We start from the raw sequence: 16757 nt of genomic DNA on the forward strand, positions 1-16757 counted from the left end.
TTCCCTGGGGACTTGCCTAACAAATCCACCTTCAGCTACGTTGGACACGTGTCCAGCGAATCGGTGGCGGCAGTCACAGTGACTGATCCGGCCCCACGCAACCGGCGCCAGGAGGAGACCTTCCGCAAGGTGCTGCGTGCCGGCGTCGAGATGCTGCGGGAAACGTCCTACGCAGACTTGACCGTCCGCGCGGTCGCCGCGCGCGCCAAGGTCGCCCCGGCCACCGCCTACACCTACTTCTCGTCCAAGAACCATCTGATCGCCGAGGTGTACCTGGACCTGGTGCGCCAGGTCCCGTACTTCACCGACGTCAACGAGCCGATGCCGAGTCGGGTCAACCAGGCACTACGGCACCTTGCACTGGTGGTCGCCGACGAACCTGAGGTCGCCGCGGCCTGCACGGCGGCGCTGCTCAGCGGCAACAGCGACCCAGCGGTCCGCGCGGTGCGCGATCGGATCGGCGCGGAGATCCACCGCCGCATCACCTCGGCGTTCGGCCCGGACGCGGAGCCGGAGAAGGTCTCCGCCCTGGAGATGACCTTCTTCGGCGCTCTGGTCAACGCCGGCAGCGGCGCCTTCACCTACCACCAGATCACCGATCGGCTGGCCTACGTGGTCAGCCTGATCCTCGAATCAGGAGCATCGCGATGAGCCTGCAGACGGCCCCACCGGTCCTCAACCCGTACGACTACGACTTCCACGAGGACCCGTTCCCGTATTACCGGCGGCTACGCGACGAGGCCCCGGTCTATCACAACGAAGAGCTCAACTTCTGGGCGATCTCGCGCCACCAGGATGTGCTGCACGGGTTCCGCAACAGCGAAGCGCTGTCCAACCGGGACGGGGTGTCCCTGGACCCGGTCTCCCGCGGCCCGCATGCCCAGCTGGTGATGTCGTTCCTGGCCATGGATGACCCACAGCATCTGCGGCTTCGCACCCTGGTGTCCAAGGGCTTCACCCCGCGCCGGATCCGCGAGCTCGAACCGCAGGTGGTGCGGCTGGCGCGCCAGCACCTGGACAACGCGATCCAGCCCGGCGCCGACGGCACCTGCTCGTTCGACTTCATCAACGACTTCGCCGGCAAGCTGCCGATGGACGTCATCTCCGAGCTGATGGGCGTGCCGGAGGCCGACCGGGCGCGGATCCGGGAGCTGGCCGACGGGGTGCTGCACCGCGAGGACGGCGTGACAGATGTCCCACAGTCGGCGATTCAGGCGTCGATGGACCTGATGACCTACTACAACGAGATGATCGCCGGCTTCAAGAAGAACCCGGCCGACAATCTGACCTCGGCGCTGCTGGAGACCGAGGTCGACGGGGACCGGCTCGGCGACCAGGAGATTCTGGCTTTCTTGTTCCTGATGGTGATTGCCGGCAACGAAACCACCACCAAGCTGTTGGGCAGTTCCATCTACTGGGGCCACCGCAACCGCGACCAGCTGGCGCCGCTGTACGCCGACCGCTCCAGGATCCCGCTGTGGGTCGAGGAGACACTGCGCTACGACACCCCCAGCCAGATCCTGGCGCGCACCGTCGCGCAGGACTACACCCTGCATGGCACCACCATCCCGGCCGACTCGGTGGTACTGCTGCTGCCCGGTTCCGGAAACCGCGACGAGCGGGTCTTCGATGACCCCGACGCGTTCCAGATCGGACGCGACATCGGCTCCAAGCTACTCAGTTTCGGCAGCGGCGCCCACTTCTGCCTCGGCGCGCACCTGGCCCGGATGGAGGCCCGGGTGGCGCTCGACGAACTGTTCAGCCGGATCAGCGACTACCAGGTCGACGAGGCCAATGCCGTGCGGGTGCATTCATCCAACGTGCGCGGCTTCGCCAACCTCCCGATCACCGTCAAGGAGGCATAAATGCCACGTTTTGACCCATCACCGGCCCGGCGGCCCGCCATCGTGGCGGGCGCGTCCTCGGGTATCGGCGCCGCCACCGCAGAAGAGTTGGCGCGCCGCGGATTCCCGGTCGCGCTGGGCGCGCGGCGCACCGACCGGCTCACCGACCTGGTCAGCAAGATCCGCGACAACGGCGGCGAAGCGGTGGCATTCAGCCTGGACGTGACCGACGCCGACTCCGTCAAATCCTTTGTGGCGCAGAGTATCGACGCGCTGGGCGAGATCGAGTTGCTGGTCTCCGGTGCTGGCGACATGAACCCCGGACGCATTCACGAGCTGCCCACCGAGGCGTTCAACGATCAGATCCAGGTCCATCTGATCGGCGCCAACCGGCTGGCCACCGCGGTGCTGCCGGACATGGTCGCCCGCCAGCGCGGGGACGTGATCTTCGTCGGCTCCGATGTGGCGTTGCAGCAGCGCCCGCATATGGGCGCCTACGGCGCGGCCAAAGCCGCGCTGGTCGCGATGGTGCGCAACCTGCGAATGGAGTTGGAAGGCACCGGGGTACGCGCCTCCATCGTCCACCCCGGTCCGACCCTGACCGAGATGGGCTGGAAGCTGTCGGCCGAGCAGGTGGGGCCGATGCTGGAGGACTGGGCCAAATGGGGTCAGGCTCGGCACAGCTACTTTCTTCGTCCGCAAGACCTGGCTCGCGCCATCGCGTTCGTCGCCGAGACTCCGCGCGGCGCACACATCGTCGACATGGAGGTGCAGCCCGAGGCCCCGCTGCGCGACACCGCCTCCGATCGCCAACACCTGCAATTGGGTGAGGAAGGAATGCCGTCATGAGCGTCACGACTGAGGTTCCCCGGGTCTCCGGGGGCGAGGCCGAGCACGGCCACCTCGAGGAGTTCCGCACCGACCCGATCGCGTTGATGCAGCGCGTGCGCGACGAGTGCGGCGACGTCGGCTGGTTCGACCTTGCCGGCCGCAAGGTGGTGCTGCTGACCGGCGCCGAAGCCAACGAGTTCTTCTTCCGATCCTCCGACGACGACCTCGATCAGGCCGCGGCCTACCCGTTCATGACCCCGATCTTCGGCAACGGCGTGGTGTTCGATGCGTCGCCGGAACGGCGTGCGGAGATGTTGCACAACACCGCCCTTCGCGGCGAGCACATGAAACGGCACGCCAGCACCATCGAGCACGAGGTGCGGCAGATGATCGCAGGCTGGGGCGATGAGGGCGAGATCGACCTGTTGGAGTTCTTCGCCGAGCTGACCATCTATACCTCGACGGCCTGCCTGATCGGCAAGAAGTTCCGCGACGAGCTGGACGGCCGGTTCGCCGCGGCCTACTACGATCTGGAGAACGGCACCGATCCCCTGTGCTACGTGGATCCGTACCTGCCGATCGAGAGCTTCCGCCGCCGCGACGAGGCCCGCGTCAAGCTGGTCGAACTGGTGCAGGGCATCATGAACGGCCGAATCGCCAACCCGGAGACCGACAAGCGGCGCCGGGACATGATCGACGTGATGGTGACGATCCCCGACGAGAACGGCAACCCGCGGTTCTCCGCGGACGAGATCACCGGGATGATCATCTCGCTGATGTTCGCCGGACATCACACCAGCTCGGGGACTTCCGCATGGACGCTGATCGAGCTGTTGCGCCATCCGGACGCCCAGGCCGCGGTAATCAAGGAGCTCGACGAGCTCTATGCCGACGGCGCCGAGGTGAGTTTCCATGCGCTGCGCCAGATCCCGAATCTGGAGAACGTACTCAAGGAGACGCTGCGACTGCACCCGCCGCTGATCGTCCTGATGCGGGTGGCCCAGGACGAGTTCGAGGTCTGCGGCTACCCGATCCACAAGGGCGACATGGTGGCGGCCTCACCGGCGGTCTCCAACCGGATCCCGGAAGACTTCCCTGAGCCGAACGCCTTCGTGCCGGAGCGCTACAACGAGCCGCGCGAGGAAGACGTCATCCACCGCTGGACGTGGATCCCGTTCGGCGCCGGCCGGCACCGCTGCGTGGGGGCGGCGTTCGCCACCATGCAGATCAAGGCGATCTTCTCGGTTCTGCTGCGCGAGTACGAATTCGAGATGGCCCAGCCACCCGAGACCTACCGCAACGACCACTCCAAGATGGTCGTGCAGCTGGCCCGGCCGGCCAAAGTCCGCTACCGCCGACGCAGCAAGTAGGGAATCGGCAAATGGGTAGCTACAGGGTGAAGGTGGACCTGGACCTGTGCCAGGGCCACGCCATGTGTGAGCTGGAGGCACCCGATTACTTCCAGGTGCCCAAGCACGGCAAGGTCGAGATCCTCGACTCCGAGCCGCCCGACTCCGACCGCCGCCAGATCGAGTTGGCGGTGCGGTCCTGCCCGACCCGAGCTCTGTCCATCGAAGAGAAACAGGATTGAACCATGCCCTCTTTTCCCCGCGAACAACTCGAAGAATGGGTCGAGCGCTGGCTGCAGGCCAATCGCGACGCCGAAGCGGCCGGCGACTGGCGGCCACTGGCTGACTTCTACGCCGACGACGCCACCTACGGCTGGAATATCGGCCCCAAAGAGGACGTCATGTGCGTCGGGATCGACGAGATCCGCGACATCGCCCTGGGACTGGAGATGGAGGGGCTGGACAACTGGCAGTACCCGTACCAAAAGGTGCTCATCGACGACAAGCAGGGGGAGATCGTCGGCTTCTGGAAGCAGGTCGCGACCGACGCCGACGGTGCCCAGTCGGAGATCTACGGCATCGGCGGCAGCTGGTTTCGACTGAACGCCGAGGCCAAGATCGAGTGGCAGCGTGACTTCTTCGACTTCGGTCACGTCCAGAAGCTCTACCTGGATCTGATGACCGCCGGCAAGCTCTCCAGCGGAATGCAGAAGCGCATCGAGCGCAGCCTGGCCGGCGAGAAGCTCCCCGGCTACTACCCGCTGGGCAAGTCTCCGGTTCCCCTCTGGTAGAACACAACTCACTTCCAGGAGAACTCGTGGCCATACGCGTCGCCCTGATCGGCACCGGCAATGCCGGGCGCATCGCCCTGCGCGGGCTGATCACCAATCCCGCCTATGAGCTCACCGGCGTGTGGGTCTCGACAGCAGCCAAGGTGGGCCAAGATGCCGGCGAGCTCGCCGGTCTCGACGTCCACACCGGCATCGCCGCCACCGACGACTTCGAGGCGATCATCGCCGCCTTGCCCGAGGCCGCGGTCTACTGCGCGATGGGCGACACCCGGCTGCCCAACGCGCTCAAGGACGTCTGCCGACTGTTGGCCGCCGGCATCAACGTTATTGGGACCGCCCCGGGCGTGTTGCAATATCCCTGGGGCGTCATCCCGGACAAGTTCATCGCGCCTATCGAAGACGCGGCCCGACAGGGTAATTCGACGGTCTATGTCAACGGTGTCGATCCCGGCTTCGTGACTGATCTGGTGCCGCTGGCATTCGCCAGCACCTGCGAGCGCATCGAGCAGATCCGCTGCCTGGAGATCGCCGACTACGCGACCTACGACGGGGCCGAGGTCATGTTCGACGTGATGGGCTTCGGTAATTCCCTCGACGAGGTGCCGATGCTGTTGCAGCCCGGCATCTTGAGCATCGCGTGGGGTGCGACGATCCGCGAGCTGGCCGCCGGCCTGGGGGTGACGTTGGATGCCATCACCGACGCCAGCGAACGCGAACCCGCCCCGGAGGCCTTCGATATCGCCGCCGGACATATCCCCCAGGGCGGTGTCGCCGCACTCAAATTCGAGATCAACGGCATCGTCGACGGCAAGCCGCTGATCGTGGTCGAGCACGTCACCCGGCTGCGCAGCGACCTGCGGCCGGACTGGGCGCAGCCGGCACAGCCGGGTGGCTCCTATCGGCTGGAGATCACCGGCGAACCGTCCTACGCCGTCGATATCTGCCCGACCAGCCGGCACGGTGATCACAACTACGCCGCGATCGCCGTTGGTGTGGGCCGTGTCGTCAACGCGATTCCTGCCGTGGTCGCAGCACCGGCGGGCATCGTCACGACCCTCGATCTGCCGTTGGTCGGCGCGCCTGCCGTCATCGCGGGAACCGGCGACTGAGGCACCGAAGACAACCACCATTGGACTGAAAGGCGGAATGCGGATGGGGCGTGTAGACGGAAAGGTAGCTCTGATCAGCGGGGGCGCACGCGGCATGGGCGCGGCGGACGCCCGGATGTTGGTCGGCGAGGGCGCCAAAGTCGTCATCGGCGACGTGCTGGACACCGAAGGCGCAGCGCTCGCGGCGGAACTCGGTGACGCCGCGCGGTATGTGCATCTCGACGTCCGGGACCCGGAGCAGTGGACTGCCGCGGTGACAACCGCGGTTGAGACGTTCGGGAAGCTGAACGTATTGGTCAACAATGCCGGGACCGTCGCGCTGGGGCCGCTGCGCAAGTTCGATCTGGACCAGTGGCACAACGTCATCGACGTGAACCTCAACGGCACATTCCTGGGAATGCGGGCCTCCATCGATTCGATGATCGCCGCCGGCGGCGGGTCCATCATCAATGTGTCATCGATCGAGGGTCTGCGCGGGGCCCCGATGGTGCACCCCTACGTGGCCTCGAAATGGGCGGTGCGCGGACTGACGAAATCCGCCGCTCTCGAACTGGCGCGCCACAACATTCGGGTCAACTCGCTGCACCCCGGTTTCATCCGTACCCCGATGACCGAGCATCTACCCGAGGACATGGTGACGATCCCGCTGGGCCGGCCCGGCACATCCGAGGAAGTCGCCACCTTTGTGGTGTTTTTGGCCAGTGACGAGTCCTCCTACGCCACGGGCTCGGAGTTCGTCATGGACGGCGGTCTGGTCACCGATGTTCCGCACAAGACCGGTTGACACCTGGTCATACACCTAGCCATCATGTGTATGTCCGAGCGAGGTTCGTGTTCCAGCGACAACCAAAGGTGTTCGTCTTGACATCAACGCAATCAGCTTGTCCGTTCGGTTCAGGTTTCGACTTCACCGACCCGGATGTCCTGCTGCACGGCATGCCGATCACCGAGTTCGCCGAGCTGCGCAAGACGGCACCGGTCTGGTGGAACGAACAGCCGTCGCACAGCAACATCTTTGACGACGGCGGCTACTGGGTCATCAGCAAACACCAACACATCAAAGAGATCTCACGCGACAACGACGTGTGGTCGACCAATGCCAAGGGTGCGGTCATGCGGCTGCCCGACGGCATCACCGCCGACCAGTTGGACTTGACCAAAGCGTTGTTGATCAACCACGACCCGCCCGAGCACACTCGGCTGCGCAAGTTGGTGTCGCGGCTGTTCACGCCGCGGTCCGTCGCTGCGCTGGAGGAGAAACTGGCCCAGTCGGCCCGCGAGATCGTCGCCGCGGCGGCCGAGAAGGACAGCGGCAATTTCGTCGACGACATCGCGATGCGACTACCGCTGCTGGCGATCGCCGACCTGCTCGGGGTTCCCGAGGCCGATCGGGAGAAGCTGTTTCACTGGACCAACTCGATCATGAACACCGATGACCCGGATTTCGACTCCGATCCGGCGATGGCCAACGCCGAGTTGATGGGCTATGCCTACACCATGGCCGAGCAGCGGCGGCGCTGCCCGGCCGACGACATCGTCACCCGCCTCGTCCAGGCTGACATCGACGGCGAATCGCTCGGCGAAACCGAGTTCGCGTTCTTCGTCATCCTGCTGGCGGTGGCGGGCAACGAGACCACCCGCAACGCCATGACGCACGGCATCAACGCGTTCGCGGAGAACCCCGATCAGTGGGAGCTCTACAAGCGGCAGCGGCCCGAGACCGCTGTCGACGAGATCGTGCGCTGGGCAACCCCGGTGCACTGCTTCCAGCGCACCGCCAAGGTCGACACCGAGATCGGCGGGGTGGCCATCGGCAAAGGGCAGCGGGTCGGGTTGTTCTACAGCTCGGCCAACTACGACGAAGAGGTCTTCGACCGGCCGTTCAGTTTCGACATCCTGCGCGACCCCAACCCGCACCTGGCGTTCGGCGGGCAGGGCACCCACTACTGCATCGGCGCCAACTTGGCCCGGATGGAGATCCGGCTGATTTTCGACGAAATCGCCAACCAGCTCCCGGATATCGCGAAGCTGGCCGAACCGCAACGACTGCGGTCCGGCTGGATCAACGGTGTCAAGGATCTGCAGGTCGCCTACCACGGCTGAGCCGTCGGCGGCGCGGCCAGGCGGTGTGGGCGCGGGGGTTCGAAAGAACCTTCCCGCCGCCCGGTAGCGGGCTATAGGCTCCGAGCAGGGGACTGCCGGACGTCCGGAAATTCAAGAGGAAAGCAGGTTTGCGGTGAAGACAAAGGGTGCGTTGCTCTGGGAGTTCAACAAACCGTGGTCGGTCGAGGAGATCGAGATCGGTGACCCCCAGAAAGACGAGGTCAAGATTCAGATGGAGGCGGCGGGCATGTGCCACTCCGACCACCACCTGATGACCGGCAGCATCCCCATGGCCGGCTTCCCGGTCCTCGGCGGGCACGAGGGCGCCGGCATCGTCACCGAAGTCGGCCCCGGGGTAGAGAACATCGCCCCCGGCGACCACGTGGTGCTGTCCTTCATCCCGTCCTGCGGCAGCTGTCCGACCTGTCAGTCCGGACTGCGTAACCTGTGCGACCTGGGCGCCGGCCTGCTCAACGGGGTGGCCGTCAGCGACGGCACCTTCCGCGTCACCGCGCGCGGCCAAGGCGTCTACCCGATGACACTGCTCGGCACTTTCTCGCCGTGGATGGTGGTGCACAAGTCCTCGGTGGTGAAGATCGACCCGTCGATTCCGTTCGAGGTGGCGTGCTTGGTCGGCTGCGGTGTCACCACCGGCTACGGATCGGCTGTCCGCAGCGCCGACATCCGCCCGGGTGAAGACGTCGCGATCGTCGGTGTCGGCGGGGTGGGTATGTCGGCATTGCAGGGCGCGGTCAACGCCGGCGCCCGCAACATCTTCGTCATCGACCCAGTGGACTGGAAGCGCGACCAGGCGCTGAAGTTCGGCGCCACCCACGTCTACCCGGACATCTTCGCCGCGATGGGCGGCATGATGGAGGTCACCGCCGGCCTGATGGCCCGCAAGGTGATCGTCACCGTCGGCGAGGTGCACGGCGCCGACGTCGACAACTACATGATCTTGACCGCCAAGGGCGGCACCTGCGTGCTCACCGCGATGGGGTCCATGCTGGAGAACCAGGTCACGCTCAACCTGGCGATGCTGACGTTGCTGCAGAAGAACCTGCAGGGCACCATCTTCGGCGGCGGAAACCCGCAGTACGACATCCCGCAGCTGCTGTCGATGTACAAGGTCGGCAAGCTGAACCTGGACGACATGGTCACCCGCCAGTACAAGCTGGAGCAGATCAACGAGGGCTACCAGGACATGCTGGACGGCAAGAACATTCGCGGCATCATCCGCTACACCGACGCGGATCGCTAGCGCGGCGGAGCCGGGCGAAGCGGGTCCGCGTTACAGCACAGCGGACCGCTAGCGCGGCGGAGCCGCGTACCAGTTGGCTCTGCGCTGAGGGCGAAGAAGTGCGAGAAGCACCCGCCCTCAGCGCAGAGTCAACGAAAGATTAGGCGGGCCGGAACACCAGACTGGCCTTGAGCTTGGTCTTGTTGCCGACCATGCCCAGAAAGTTCCCTTCCACAGCGAACTGTTTACGGGTGACGGTGGTCTCGGTGGTCAGTCGTACACCGCCGTCGTCGAGTGGTGACACCTCGACCTTCAGCGGCAACGGTCCGGTGATGCCCTTGACGGTCAGTTCGGCGTCCAGCCGGGCGACATCGCCGCCGGCCGGCTCCCCACCGCTGACCACGACGGTGATGTCGGGGTAATGGTCGGTGTTGAAGAAGTTCGATCGGCGCAGGTCGTGGTCACGGGTGCCCAAGCCGGTGTTGATCGAGGCGGCCTTGATATCGACCCTGCCGGACACCGTCTTGTCGTCCTTGATCTCGCCGCTGCCGGTGAATTCGGTGAACGCGCCCCGAACTTTCAGCGCGCCCCACATGGTCCCGTTCTCGAATCGGATGCTGGACTGCCCAGGATCCAGATTCCAGGTTCCGACTGCCTTAGGACTGCTGAGAAATGTTGCGACAGATGACATCTCATCTCCTCCGCCTCCGGCGTAGCAAGCCCGCACGATGGGTATCAGCTCGTCCTCGATAATACGCAGCAGCGCCCGTTTAATCTGGCACTCGGCGCATATGCTGAACCCCATGACCACCGTGTTCACCAAAATCATCAACCGGGAGCTGCCGGGTCGGTTCGTCTACGAGGACGACGACGTCGTCGCCTTCTTGACCATCGAGCCGATGACCCAGGGCCACACGCTGGTGGTGCCCCGCGCCGAGATCGACCAGTGGCAGGACATCGACGGCGCCGTCTTCGCCCAGGTGATGGCGGTGACGCAGAAGATCGGCAAAGCGGTGTGCCGAGCGTTCGACACCGAGCGCGCGGGCGTGATCATCGCCGGCCTGGAAGTTCCGCACCTGCATGTCCACGTCTTTCCGACCCGCAGCCTGTCCGACTTCGGCTTCGCCGGTGTGGATCGCAACCCGTCAGCGGAATCGCTGGACGAGGCGCAGGCCAAGATCAAGGCCGCCCTGGCCGAACTAGGCTGAGGCTCAGACGATCTCAGCGGGCAGCTCGGCGGAGCGAGCCGAGGTGTCGGCAAGACGCGGCAGCGAGACCCGGAACGTGCAACCCTGACCCGGCGGAGAGCTGACGGTCACGGAGCCGTGGTGCGCCCGGGTCAGCGAGTCAACGATCGACAGCCCCAATCCGGTGCCACCGCTGGCCCGCGCCCGCGACGAGTCGGTCCGGAAGAACCGCTCGAAAACCCGCTCCACATCCTGCTCGCTCATTCCGGGGCCCTGGTCGACGACCTCGAGGATCGCGTCGTCGCCCTCCGTCCCGACCCGCACGGTGATCGCGGTCCCGTCCGGAGTGTGTTGCAGCGCATTAGAGACCAGATTGCTCAGCACCTGCCGCAGCCGGGCTTCGTCGCCGAGCACCTCCGGGGTTCCCGGGCCGTCGAAGACCTCGAGTTCGACAGCGCGATTCGGTGCGGTGGCCCGGGCGTCGTGCACCGCGTCGGTGGCCAACACCAACAGGTCGACCCAGTGCCGCTCCAGCGGACGCTGAGCATCGGTTCTGGCCAACAGCAGCAGGTCCTCGACGAGCAGACCCATCCGGCGGGCTTCGCTTTCGATGCGCGACATCAACAACTCCACATCGCGGGCCGCACCCTGCCGGTACAGCTCGGCGAAGCCGCGAATCGTGGTCAGCGGGGTACGCAGCTCGTGGCTGGCATCGGTGATGAACCGCCGCATCCGCTCTTCGGAGATGCGTGCGCTCTCGGCCGAGGCCGCCGAGGAGGCCACCGCCTCCTGGATCTGCGCCAACATGCCGTTGAGCGCCAACGTGAGCCGTCCGACTTCGGTACGTGGATCACGTTCAGGCACACGGCTGTCCAACTGACCGGCGGCGATGGCCGCCGCGGTCCGTTCGACCTCGGCCAGCGGCCGCAGGCTGCGGTTGACCACCACATAGCCGGCGGCGCCCAGTACCAACAGCACCCCGACGCCGATCGTCACCCGCCACCAGGCCAGGTAGCGCAGCGTGGCCCGGGGATCGGACAGGTCCCTGGCCACGGTGATCAGCCTGCCGTTCTCGCCGTGCACCGACAACGCCCGCCACTGCACGCCCGACCCGTCGACCGAGCCGATCGTGATCGGCACCGATCCCACGTCGTTGTCCGGCGGCAGCAACGGCTCGGCGTTCTGGTCATTGACGACGGTCCAGATGCTGCCGTCGGGGTCGACGTCGCGGACGTAGAAGCTGGTCGGCGGCCGACCGGGATTGGGGTCCTCCCCCTCCCTCGACGGCAGCCGCCCGCGCTGTTCCAGGGCCCAGCCGTGGGCGGCGTCGATGAGCGTGGCGTCGATCCTGCCGATCAGACGGTGCCGCAAAATCGTGGTCACGGCGTAGCCCTGCGCCAGCAACCCGATGGCAACCATGGCCAGGGTCGCGGCGACCAGGCTGACTTTCAGCGGCAAGATGTCCCGAAGGGGTTTGACCATCCCCATATGCGTCGACCTATAACCCGTTTCCGGCCTTCACCGGCCACAGTCGTTCGTCGCGGTTTGCTCTCATCGCGGCTCGCGCAACACATAACCCACCCCGCGCAGCGTGTGCAGGAGGCGCTTTTCGCCGGTGTCGATCTTGCGCCGGAGGTAGGAGACATAGGACTCCACCACGTTCACGTCGCCGCCGAAGTCGTAGCGCCAGACGTGGTCGAGGATCTTCGGCTTGCTCAGCACCGTGCCGGCATTGATCACAAAGTACCGCAGCAAGGTGAACTCGGTGGGCGACAACGACACCGGTTGGCCGGACTTCCACACTTCGTGGGTGTCCTCGTCGAGTTCGATGTCGGCGAACGTCAGCCGCGAGTTGCGCGGTTCCTGGGCGCCCTTGCCCGCCCGACGCAGGATGACGCGCAGCCGGGCCACCACCTCCTCCAAGCTGAACGGCTTGGTCACGTAGTCGTCGCCGCCCAGCGTCAGCCCGGTGATCTTGTCCTGCAGTGAGTCGCGGGCGGTCAAGAACAGCGCCGGCGCGTCGATGCCGTCGGCGCGCAGCCGGCGCAGCACCCCGAATCCGTCCATGCCCGGCATCATCACGTCGAGGATCACCGCGTCCGGCCGGACCTCGCGCGCGCGGTCCAGCGCCGCCGGCCCGCTGGAGGCCGTGTAGACCTCGAACCCCTGGAATTTCAGGCTGACCGACAACAGTTCGACGATGTTTGTCTCGTCATCGACGACGAGAACTCGGGCCTCCGGTGCGGCGTCTTGCGCGGCTGTTGCTCCCATAGCGTCAATTCCCTCGCGGCCTGGTGAAAATGACCTGGATATTGGCTGTACGTTTGTTGTCAATCAAACTAGCTGATACCCGCTCCGAACGACCCCTAGACTGGCCTGGTGAGCCTGGTCAAACAGCTGATTGCCGTGTCCACCGCTCCGGCGCGCATCGGTCTGTCGATCGCCGACGCCAGTCTCGGCGTCGCCACGACGGCGCTCGGGCTGGCCCGCCAGGCCCTCGGCGAGGCCGGTAAGCAGGGCTCGAACAGCTCCATGGCGCACATGCTGGGCTTGGACGACACCATCGCCAGGGCTAACCGGCTGGCCAAGTTGATGGACGACGACGCACCGCTGGGGCGTGCGCTGGCACCGGGCGGCCCGGTAGACCGCCTGCTGGCTCCGGGCGGCCTGGTCGACCAGCTGACCGGACCAGGCGGGGTCGTTGACCGGCTCACCGCCGAGGGCGGCGGGCTGCAGCGGGCCCTGCAGCCCGGCGGCCTGGTCGATCAGCTGACCGACGAAGACGGGCTGATCGAACGACTGCTGTCCGAGGACGGGTTGGCCGACCGGTTGCTGTCCGAGGGCGGGCTGATCGACAAGCTGACGGCCCGTAACGGGCCCCTGGAGCAGCTCGCCGGTCTCGCCGACACCCTGGGGCGGCTGGCCCCCGGCATGGAGGCTCTGGAGCCGGCGATCGAGACCCTGCAGGAAGCGGTGATCGCGCTGACGCTGGTGGTCAATCCGCTGAGCAACATCGCCGAACGCATCCCGCTGCTGCCGCGCCGGTCCAGCCGGCGCTCTTCGCCGCGGACGGTGCGCTCCCAACGGGTGATCGACCAGGACCCGACCGATCCCCAGAGTTGAGGCCGCTGGCCGCTAAGCTGGCAGCGCTAGACCCGCCTCCTTAGCTCAGTGGCAGAGCAGCGCTCTTGTAAAGCGCAGGTCGTCAGTTCAATCCTGACAGGGGGCTCCACCACTGGGTGTATTACGTCGGGTGATGCTTGACGTTTCGGCTTCGGCTGATTCTTGACGGTGTTTCGGTTGATGCTTGTCAGCTGTTTCGGTTGATCCTTGACACTCCCTGGATGAGGGAGTTGAGCGTGGTTGAGCAGAGGTATCAGGCCGTGATGGCGGTGATCGGTGATGGGTTGTCGATCTCGCAGGTGGCCGAGAAGGTGGGGGTGTCGCGGCAGACGCTGCATGCCTGGTTGGCCCGGTATGAGGCCGAGGGCCTCGACGGGCTCAAGGATCGTTCGCATCGGCCGCGGGGCTGTCCGCATCAGATGGATGCCCATGTCGAGGCGCAGTTGTTGGAGTTGCGTCGGTCGCGGCCGTATTGGGGGCCGCGCCGGTTGGTGTTCGAGTTGGCCAAGCGTGGTGTTAGGCCGGTGCCTTCGGAGTCGGCGGCCTATCGGGCGTTGGTGCGGGCAGCCATGATCGACCCGGGCGTGCGTGATCGGCGTTCGCGTAAGTGGAAACGTTGGGAACGCGGCGCGGCGATGCAACTGTGGCAGATGGACGTCGTCGGCGGGTTCCCGCTGGCCGATGGCACCAGCGCCAAGGCACTGACCGGTGTCGATGATCATTCCCGGATGTGCGTCTGTGCGCACCTGATGAGCCGGGAACGGACCCGGGCGGTCTGCGAGGGGTTACGGGCGGCGCTGGCGCGTTATGGGGCTCCCGAGCAGATCCTGACCGACAACGGCAAGGTGTTCACCGGGCGATTCCATCACCCACCGGTGGAGGTGCTCTTCGATGCGATCTGCCGCCACAGCGGCATCGAACATCTGTTGACCCAACCCCGCAGTCCCACGACGACGGGCAAGATTGAGCGTTTCCACCGCAGCTTGCGTGCTGAATTCCTGAGCACCCAGAAGCCTTTCAGCAATCTCAGGGCCGCGCAGCTGGCGTTGAATGAGTGGGTCGACTATTACAACACCGCCCGCCCGCACCAAGGAATCGACATGCTCGCCCCGGCCCAACGATTCACCCCGGGCGTGACCGGCACGGCGGTGAGCCCACCGATCAACCGCACCGATCGCAGCGGTGATGACTGGGTGTCGCGTCGGGTCACCACCAACGGGGTCGTCAGTGTCGCCTGGCAGCAAGTCAGCGTCGGCGCCCACCACGCCGGCTCACGCTGCGACATCCACGTCGACGGGGATCTACTGCGGTTTTACATCGGCGACGATCTGGTCAAGACCGCCGCACGAACCAGCCGCGGCGAGGTAAGAAACAAACGGGCCTTCCGCACCCGCGAACAGGCCCAATCACTAACCTAGAGTGTCAACGATCAACCGAAGAAGATCCGTCAAGCATCAACCGAGGTTGAACAGGGGCTCCACCACTGACCAAGCGCTGACTAGTCGCGGGTCAGGTACTCCAGCACCACGCGGGTAAAGGCGTCCTTGGCCTCGATCATGGTCCAGTGCCCACAGTTGGGGAACACGTGCACCTCGGCGTTGGGAATAGTCCGCATCGGGATCAGCGCCATGTCCAGCGGGCTCACCCGGTCGTCGCGGCCCCAGGTGACCAGTGTCGGCGCCTTCAGCCGGTGCATCATCGCCCACGGCAGCGGCCCCTTGGACGCCTGCATCATCTTCACCATGCCTGCGAAGGCTTCCTTGCCGTACATCCGCCGGGCGCTGGCCAGGGTGTCGGGGTCGGTGGCCAGTGCCCACCGCTCCTCGATCAGTTCTTCGGTGATCACCGACGGGTCGTAGACCATCGAGTGCAGCCAGCGCACCAGTGCGTCGCGGCTGGGGTTGTCGACAAAGTCCTGCAGCAACCGGATGCCCTCGGCCGGTCCCGGGCTGAGCAGGTTGGTGCCGATGCCGCCGATGGTCACCAGCCTGCTCACCTTGTCGGGGTTGCCGATCGCGTAGCCGATGCCGACGCCGCCGCCCATCGAGTTGCCCACGATGCTGAACTGGTCCAGCCCCAGCGCTTCGGCGAAGGCCGGCACCGCGCCGAACGCGGTCACCATGGGATGCCCGCCGAAGTCGTCGCTGACCCCGAACCCCGGGAATTCCAGCACCAGGCAGCGGAAGTGCTCGGCGAAGGCGGGCAGCACGCCACGGTAGTTGCGCCATCCGGTCACACCCGGCCCAGAACCGTGCAGCATCAGCAGCGTCGGTCCGTCACCGGCTTCGTGGTAGCGCAGGACCCCTTGCTCGGTGGTCACCTCGCGCAGGGTCTCGTCGTGGCTCAACTCGGCCGGCATGTGTCTCCTCAAAGATCCCGAAACTCTTTAGACACGCTAACGCCGGACGCTGCCCGTCGCGGTGCCGGGGTCGGGGTCGGTACCTTGCCCGCGCTGGCCCCGCCGTCGACGGCCAGCTCGGCTCCGGTCATATACGCCGAGGCGTCCGAGGCCAAGAAGGCGACCACGTCGGCGACTTCGGAGGGCATTCCGATGCGGGTCAGCGGCGCTGCCGGATGCCGGCCCGGGCCGGGCCGGATGCCCAGATGCGCGACCATCGGGGTGTCGATCATGCCGGGATGCACCGAATTGACTCGAATCCCGTAGGGCCCCAACTCGATTGCAGCGACCTTCGTCATGCCGCGCAGCCCCCACTTCGATGCCCCGTAGGCGCTGTAGCCGGCCAGGCCCTGCAACCCGGCCTGCGACGACACATTGATCACCGACCCTCCGCCGCTCGCCCGCATCGGCTCCACCACCGCCTTGACGCCCAGAAACGCCCCGATGAGGTTGACCCGCAGCATCGCCTTGAAGCCCGCGGCGGACTGCTCGACGAGCGGAACCGACTGGCAGATAGCAGCATTGTTGACCAGTACGTCCAGTCGCCCGAACTCGCTGACCGCCGTCTCGACCACGGTCTCCCACCCGGCCTCGTCCCCGACGTCGTGCCGCACGAACCGGGCCCCGAGTTCGGTGGCGACGCGCTCCCCCTCCTCCAGCACATCGGTCAGCACCACTTGAGCGCCCAGCGAGGTGAACAGCCGGGCCTCAGCGGCGCCCTGCCCGCGCGCCGCCCCGGTGATGATCGCGACTTTGCCCTTCAGATCCACCAACGTCATCTC

The 16757-nt window shown here is 66.0% G+C and carries 18 protein-coding genes and 1 tRNA gene; 14 read left to right on the forward strand and 5 right to left on the reverse strand.

Translation table 11 applies throughout. From position 1 onward, the window contains the following. Positions 1-48: 48 nt before the first annotated feature. From K3U94_RS20345 to K3U94_RS20390, 10 genes are all read left to right on the forward strand, one after another. Positions 49-651 carry a TetR family transcriptional regulator gene (locus K3U94_RS20345; RefSeq protein WP_047320528.1) on the forward strand — a complete coding sequence of 201 codons (603 nt, stop codon included), beginning with the start codon at positions 49-51 and terminating at the stop codon, positions 649-651. Beyond that, entirely contained in the window at positions 648-1865 is a 1218-nt protein-coding gene (locus K3U94_RS20350) for a cytochrome P450 (protein ID WP_220694846.1), read from the forward strand. The genes K3U94_RS20345 and K3U94_RS20350 overlap by 4 nt, the downstream gene beginning before the upstream one ends. Continuing rightward, on the forward strand, positions 1866-2693 hold the full coding sequence (locus K3U94_RS20355) for an SDR family oxidoreductase (RefSeq protein ID WP_047320530.1): 828 nt from the start codon (positions 1866-1868) through the stop codon (positions 2691-2693). Then, on the forward strand, positions 2690-4045 hold the full coding sequence (cyp51, locus tag K3U94_RS20360; protein WP_220694847.1) for a lanosterol 14-alpha demethylase: 1356 nt from the start codon (positions 2690-2692) through the stop codon (positions 4043-4045). Before K3U94_RS20355 ends, cyp51 begins: the two co-directional genes overlap by 4 nt. Before the next feature lie 11 nt (positions 4046-4056). Beyond that, complete coding sequence (locus K3U94_RS20365) at positions 4057-4266, forward strand: ferredoxin (RefSeq protein WP_047320532.1); 210 nt, start codon at positions 4057-4059, stop codon at positions 4264-4266. A 3-nt stretch (positions 4267-4269) separates the two neighbouring features. Continuing rightward, a complete protein-coding gene (locus tag K3U94_RS20370) occupies positions 4270-4815 on the forward strand; it encodes a nuclear transport factor 2-like protein (protein ID WP_047320533.1) in 546 nt (181 codons plus the stop codon). 26 nt (positions 4816-4841) lie between these two features. Further along, the gene (locus K3U94_RS20375) at positions 4842-5924 is read left to right on the forward strand and encodes an NAD(P)H-dependent amine dehydrogenase family protein (RefSeq protein WP_047320534.1); all 1083 of its coding nucleotides are present in this window, start codon (positions 4842-4844) and stop codon (positions 5922-5924) included. 43 nt (positions 5925-5967) lie between these two features. Continuing rightward, entirely contained in the window at positions 5968-6708 is a 741-nt protein-coding gene (locus K3U94_RS20380; RefSeq protein ID WP_047320607.1) for a glucose 1-dehydrogenase, read from the forward strand. Between the two features lie 77 nt (positions 6709-6785). Continuing rightward, positions 6786-8027: a cytochrome P450 gene (locus tag K3U94_RS20385; RefSeq protein ID WP_047320608.1), complete on the forward strand. Its 1242-nt coding sequence runs from the start codon at positions 6786-6788 to the stop codon at positions 8025-8027. 133 nt (positions 8028-8160) lie between these two features. Next, positions 8161-9288 (forward strand): NDMA-dependent alcohol dehydrogenase, encoded by a 1128-nt coding sequence (locus K3U94_RS20390; protein WP_220694848.1) that lies wholly within the window; start codon positions 8161-8163, stop codon positions 9286-9288. Positions 9289-9427: 139 nt separating this feature from the next. Here K3U94_RS20390 and K3U94_RS20395 read toward each other — a convergent pair whose 3' ends face one another. Next, a complete protein-coding gene (locus tag K3U94_RS20395; RefSeq protein ID WP_047320609.1) occupies positions 9428-9958 on the reverse strand; it encodes a YceI family protein in 531 nt (176 codons plus the stop codon). A 112-nt stretch (positions 9959-10070) separates the two neighbouring features. Here K3U94_RS20395 and K3U94_RS20400 point away from each other — a divergent pair, with 112 nt between their 5' ends. Next, positions 10071-10475, forward strand: a complete 405-nt coding sequence (locus K3U94_RS20400) for an HIT family protein (protein WP_164518020.1) — start codon at positions 10071-10073, stop codon at positions 10473-10475. Between the two features lie 3 nt (positions 10476-10478). Here K3U94_RS20400 and K3U94_RS20405 read toward each other — a convergent pair whose 3' ends face one another. Together K3U94_RS20405 and K3U94_RS20410 are read right to left on the reverse strand one after the other, a co-directional pair. Then, complete coding sequence (locus K3U94_RS20405) at positions 10479-11936, reverse strand: sensor histidine kinase (protein WP_047320611.1); 1458 nt, start codon at positions 11934-11936, stop codon at positions 10479-10481. Between the two features lie 69 nt (positions 11937-12005). Beyond that, positions 12006-12725: a response regulator transcription factor gene (locus K3U94_RS20410; protein ID WP_047320536.1), complete on the reverse strand. Its 720-nt coding sequence runs from the start codon at positions 12723-12725 to the stop codon at positions 12006-12008. Between the two features lie 108 nt (positions 12726-12833). Here K3U94_RS20410 and K3U94_RS20415 point away from each other — a divergent pair, with 108 nt between their 5' ends. From K3U94_RS20415 to K3U94_RS20425, 3 genes are all read left to right on the forward strand, one after another. After that, the gene (locus K3U94_RS20415; protein ID WP_047320537.1) at positions 12834-13577 is read left to right on the forward strand and encodes a hypothetical protein; all 744 of its coding nucleotides are present in this window, start codon (positions 12834-12836) and stop codon (positions 13575-13577) included. Positions 13578-13611: 34 nt separating this feature from the next. After that, positions 13612-13686 (forward strand) — tRNA-Thr (locus K3U94_RS20420). A 112-nt stretch (positions 13687-13798) separates the two neighbouring features. Next, positions 13799-14995, forward strand: coding sequence for an IS481 family transposase (locus K3U94_RS20425; RefSeq protein ID WP_220694849.1), 1197 nt, complete (start codon positions 13799-13801; stop codon positions 14993-14995). 80 nt (positions 14996-15075) lie between these two features. Here K3U94_RS20425 and K3U94_RS20430 read toward each other — a convergent pair whose 3' ends face one another. Together K3U94_RS20430 and K3U94_RS20435 are read right to left on the reverse strand one after the other, a co-directional pair. Beyond that, a complete protein-coding gene (locus tag K3U94_RS20430; protein WP_047320538.1) occupies positions 15076-15936 on the reverse strand; it encodes an alpha/beta fold hydrolase in 861 nt (286 codons plus the stop codon). An 8-nt stretch (positions 15937-15944) separates the two neighbouring features. Next, positions 15945-16754, reverse strand: a complete 810-nt coding sequence (locus K3U94_RS20435; RefSeq protein ID WP_220694850.1) for a glucose 1-dehydrogenase — start codon at positions 16752-16754, stop codon at positions 15945-15947. Positions 16755-16757 lie beyond the last annotated feature (3 nt).

This window comes from Mycolicibacter heraklionensis, assembly GCF_019645815.1.
In the GTDB taxonomy this organism is placed as follows: Bacteria; Actinomycetota; Actinomycetes; order Mycobacteriales; family Mycobacteriaceae; genus Mycobacterium; species Mycobacterium heraklionense.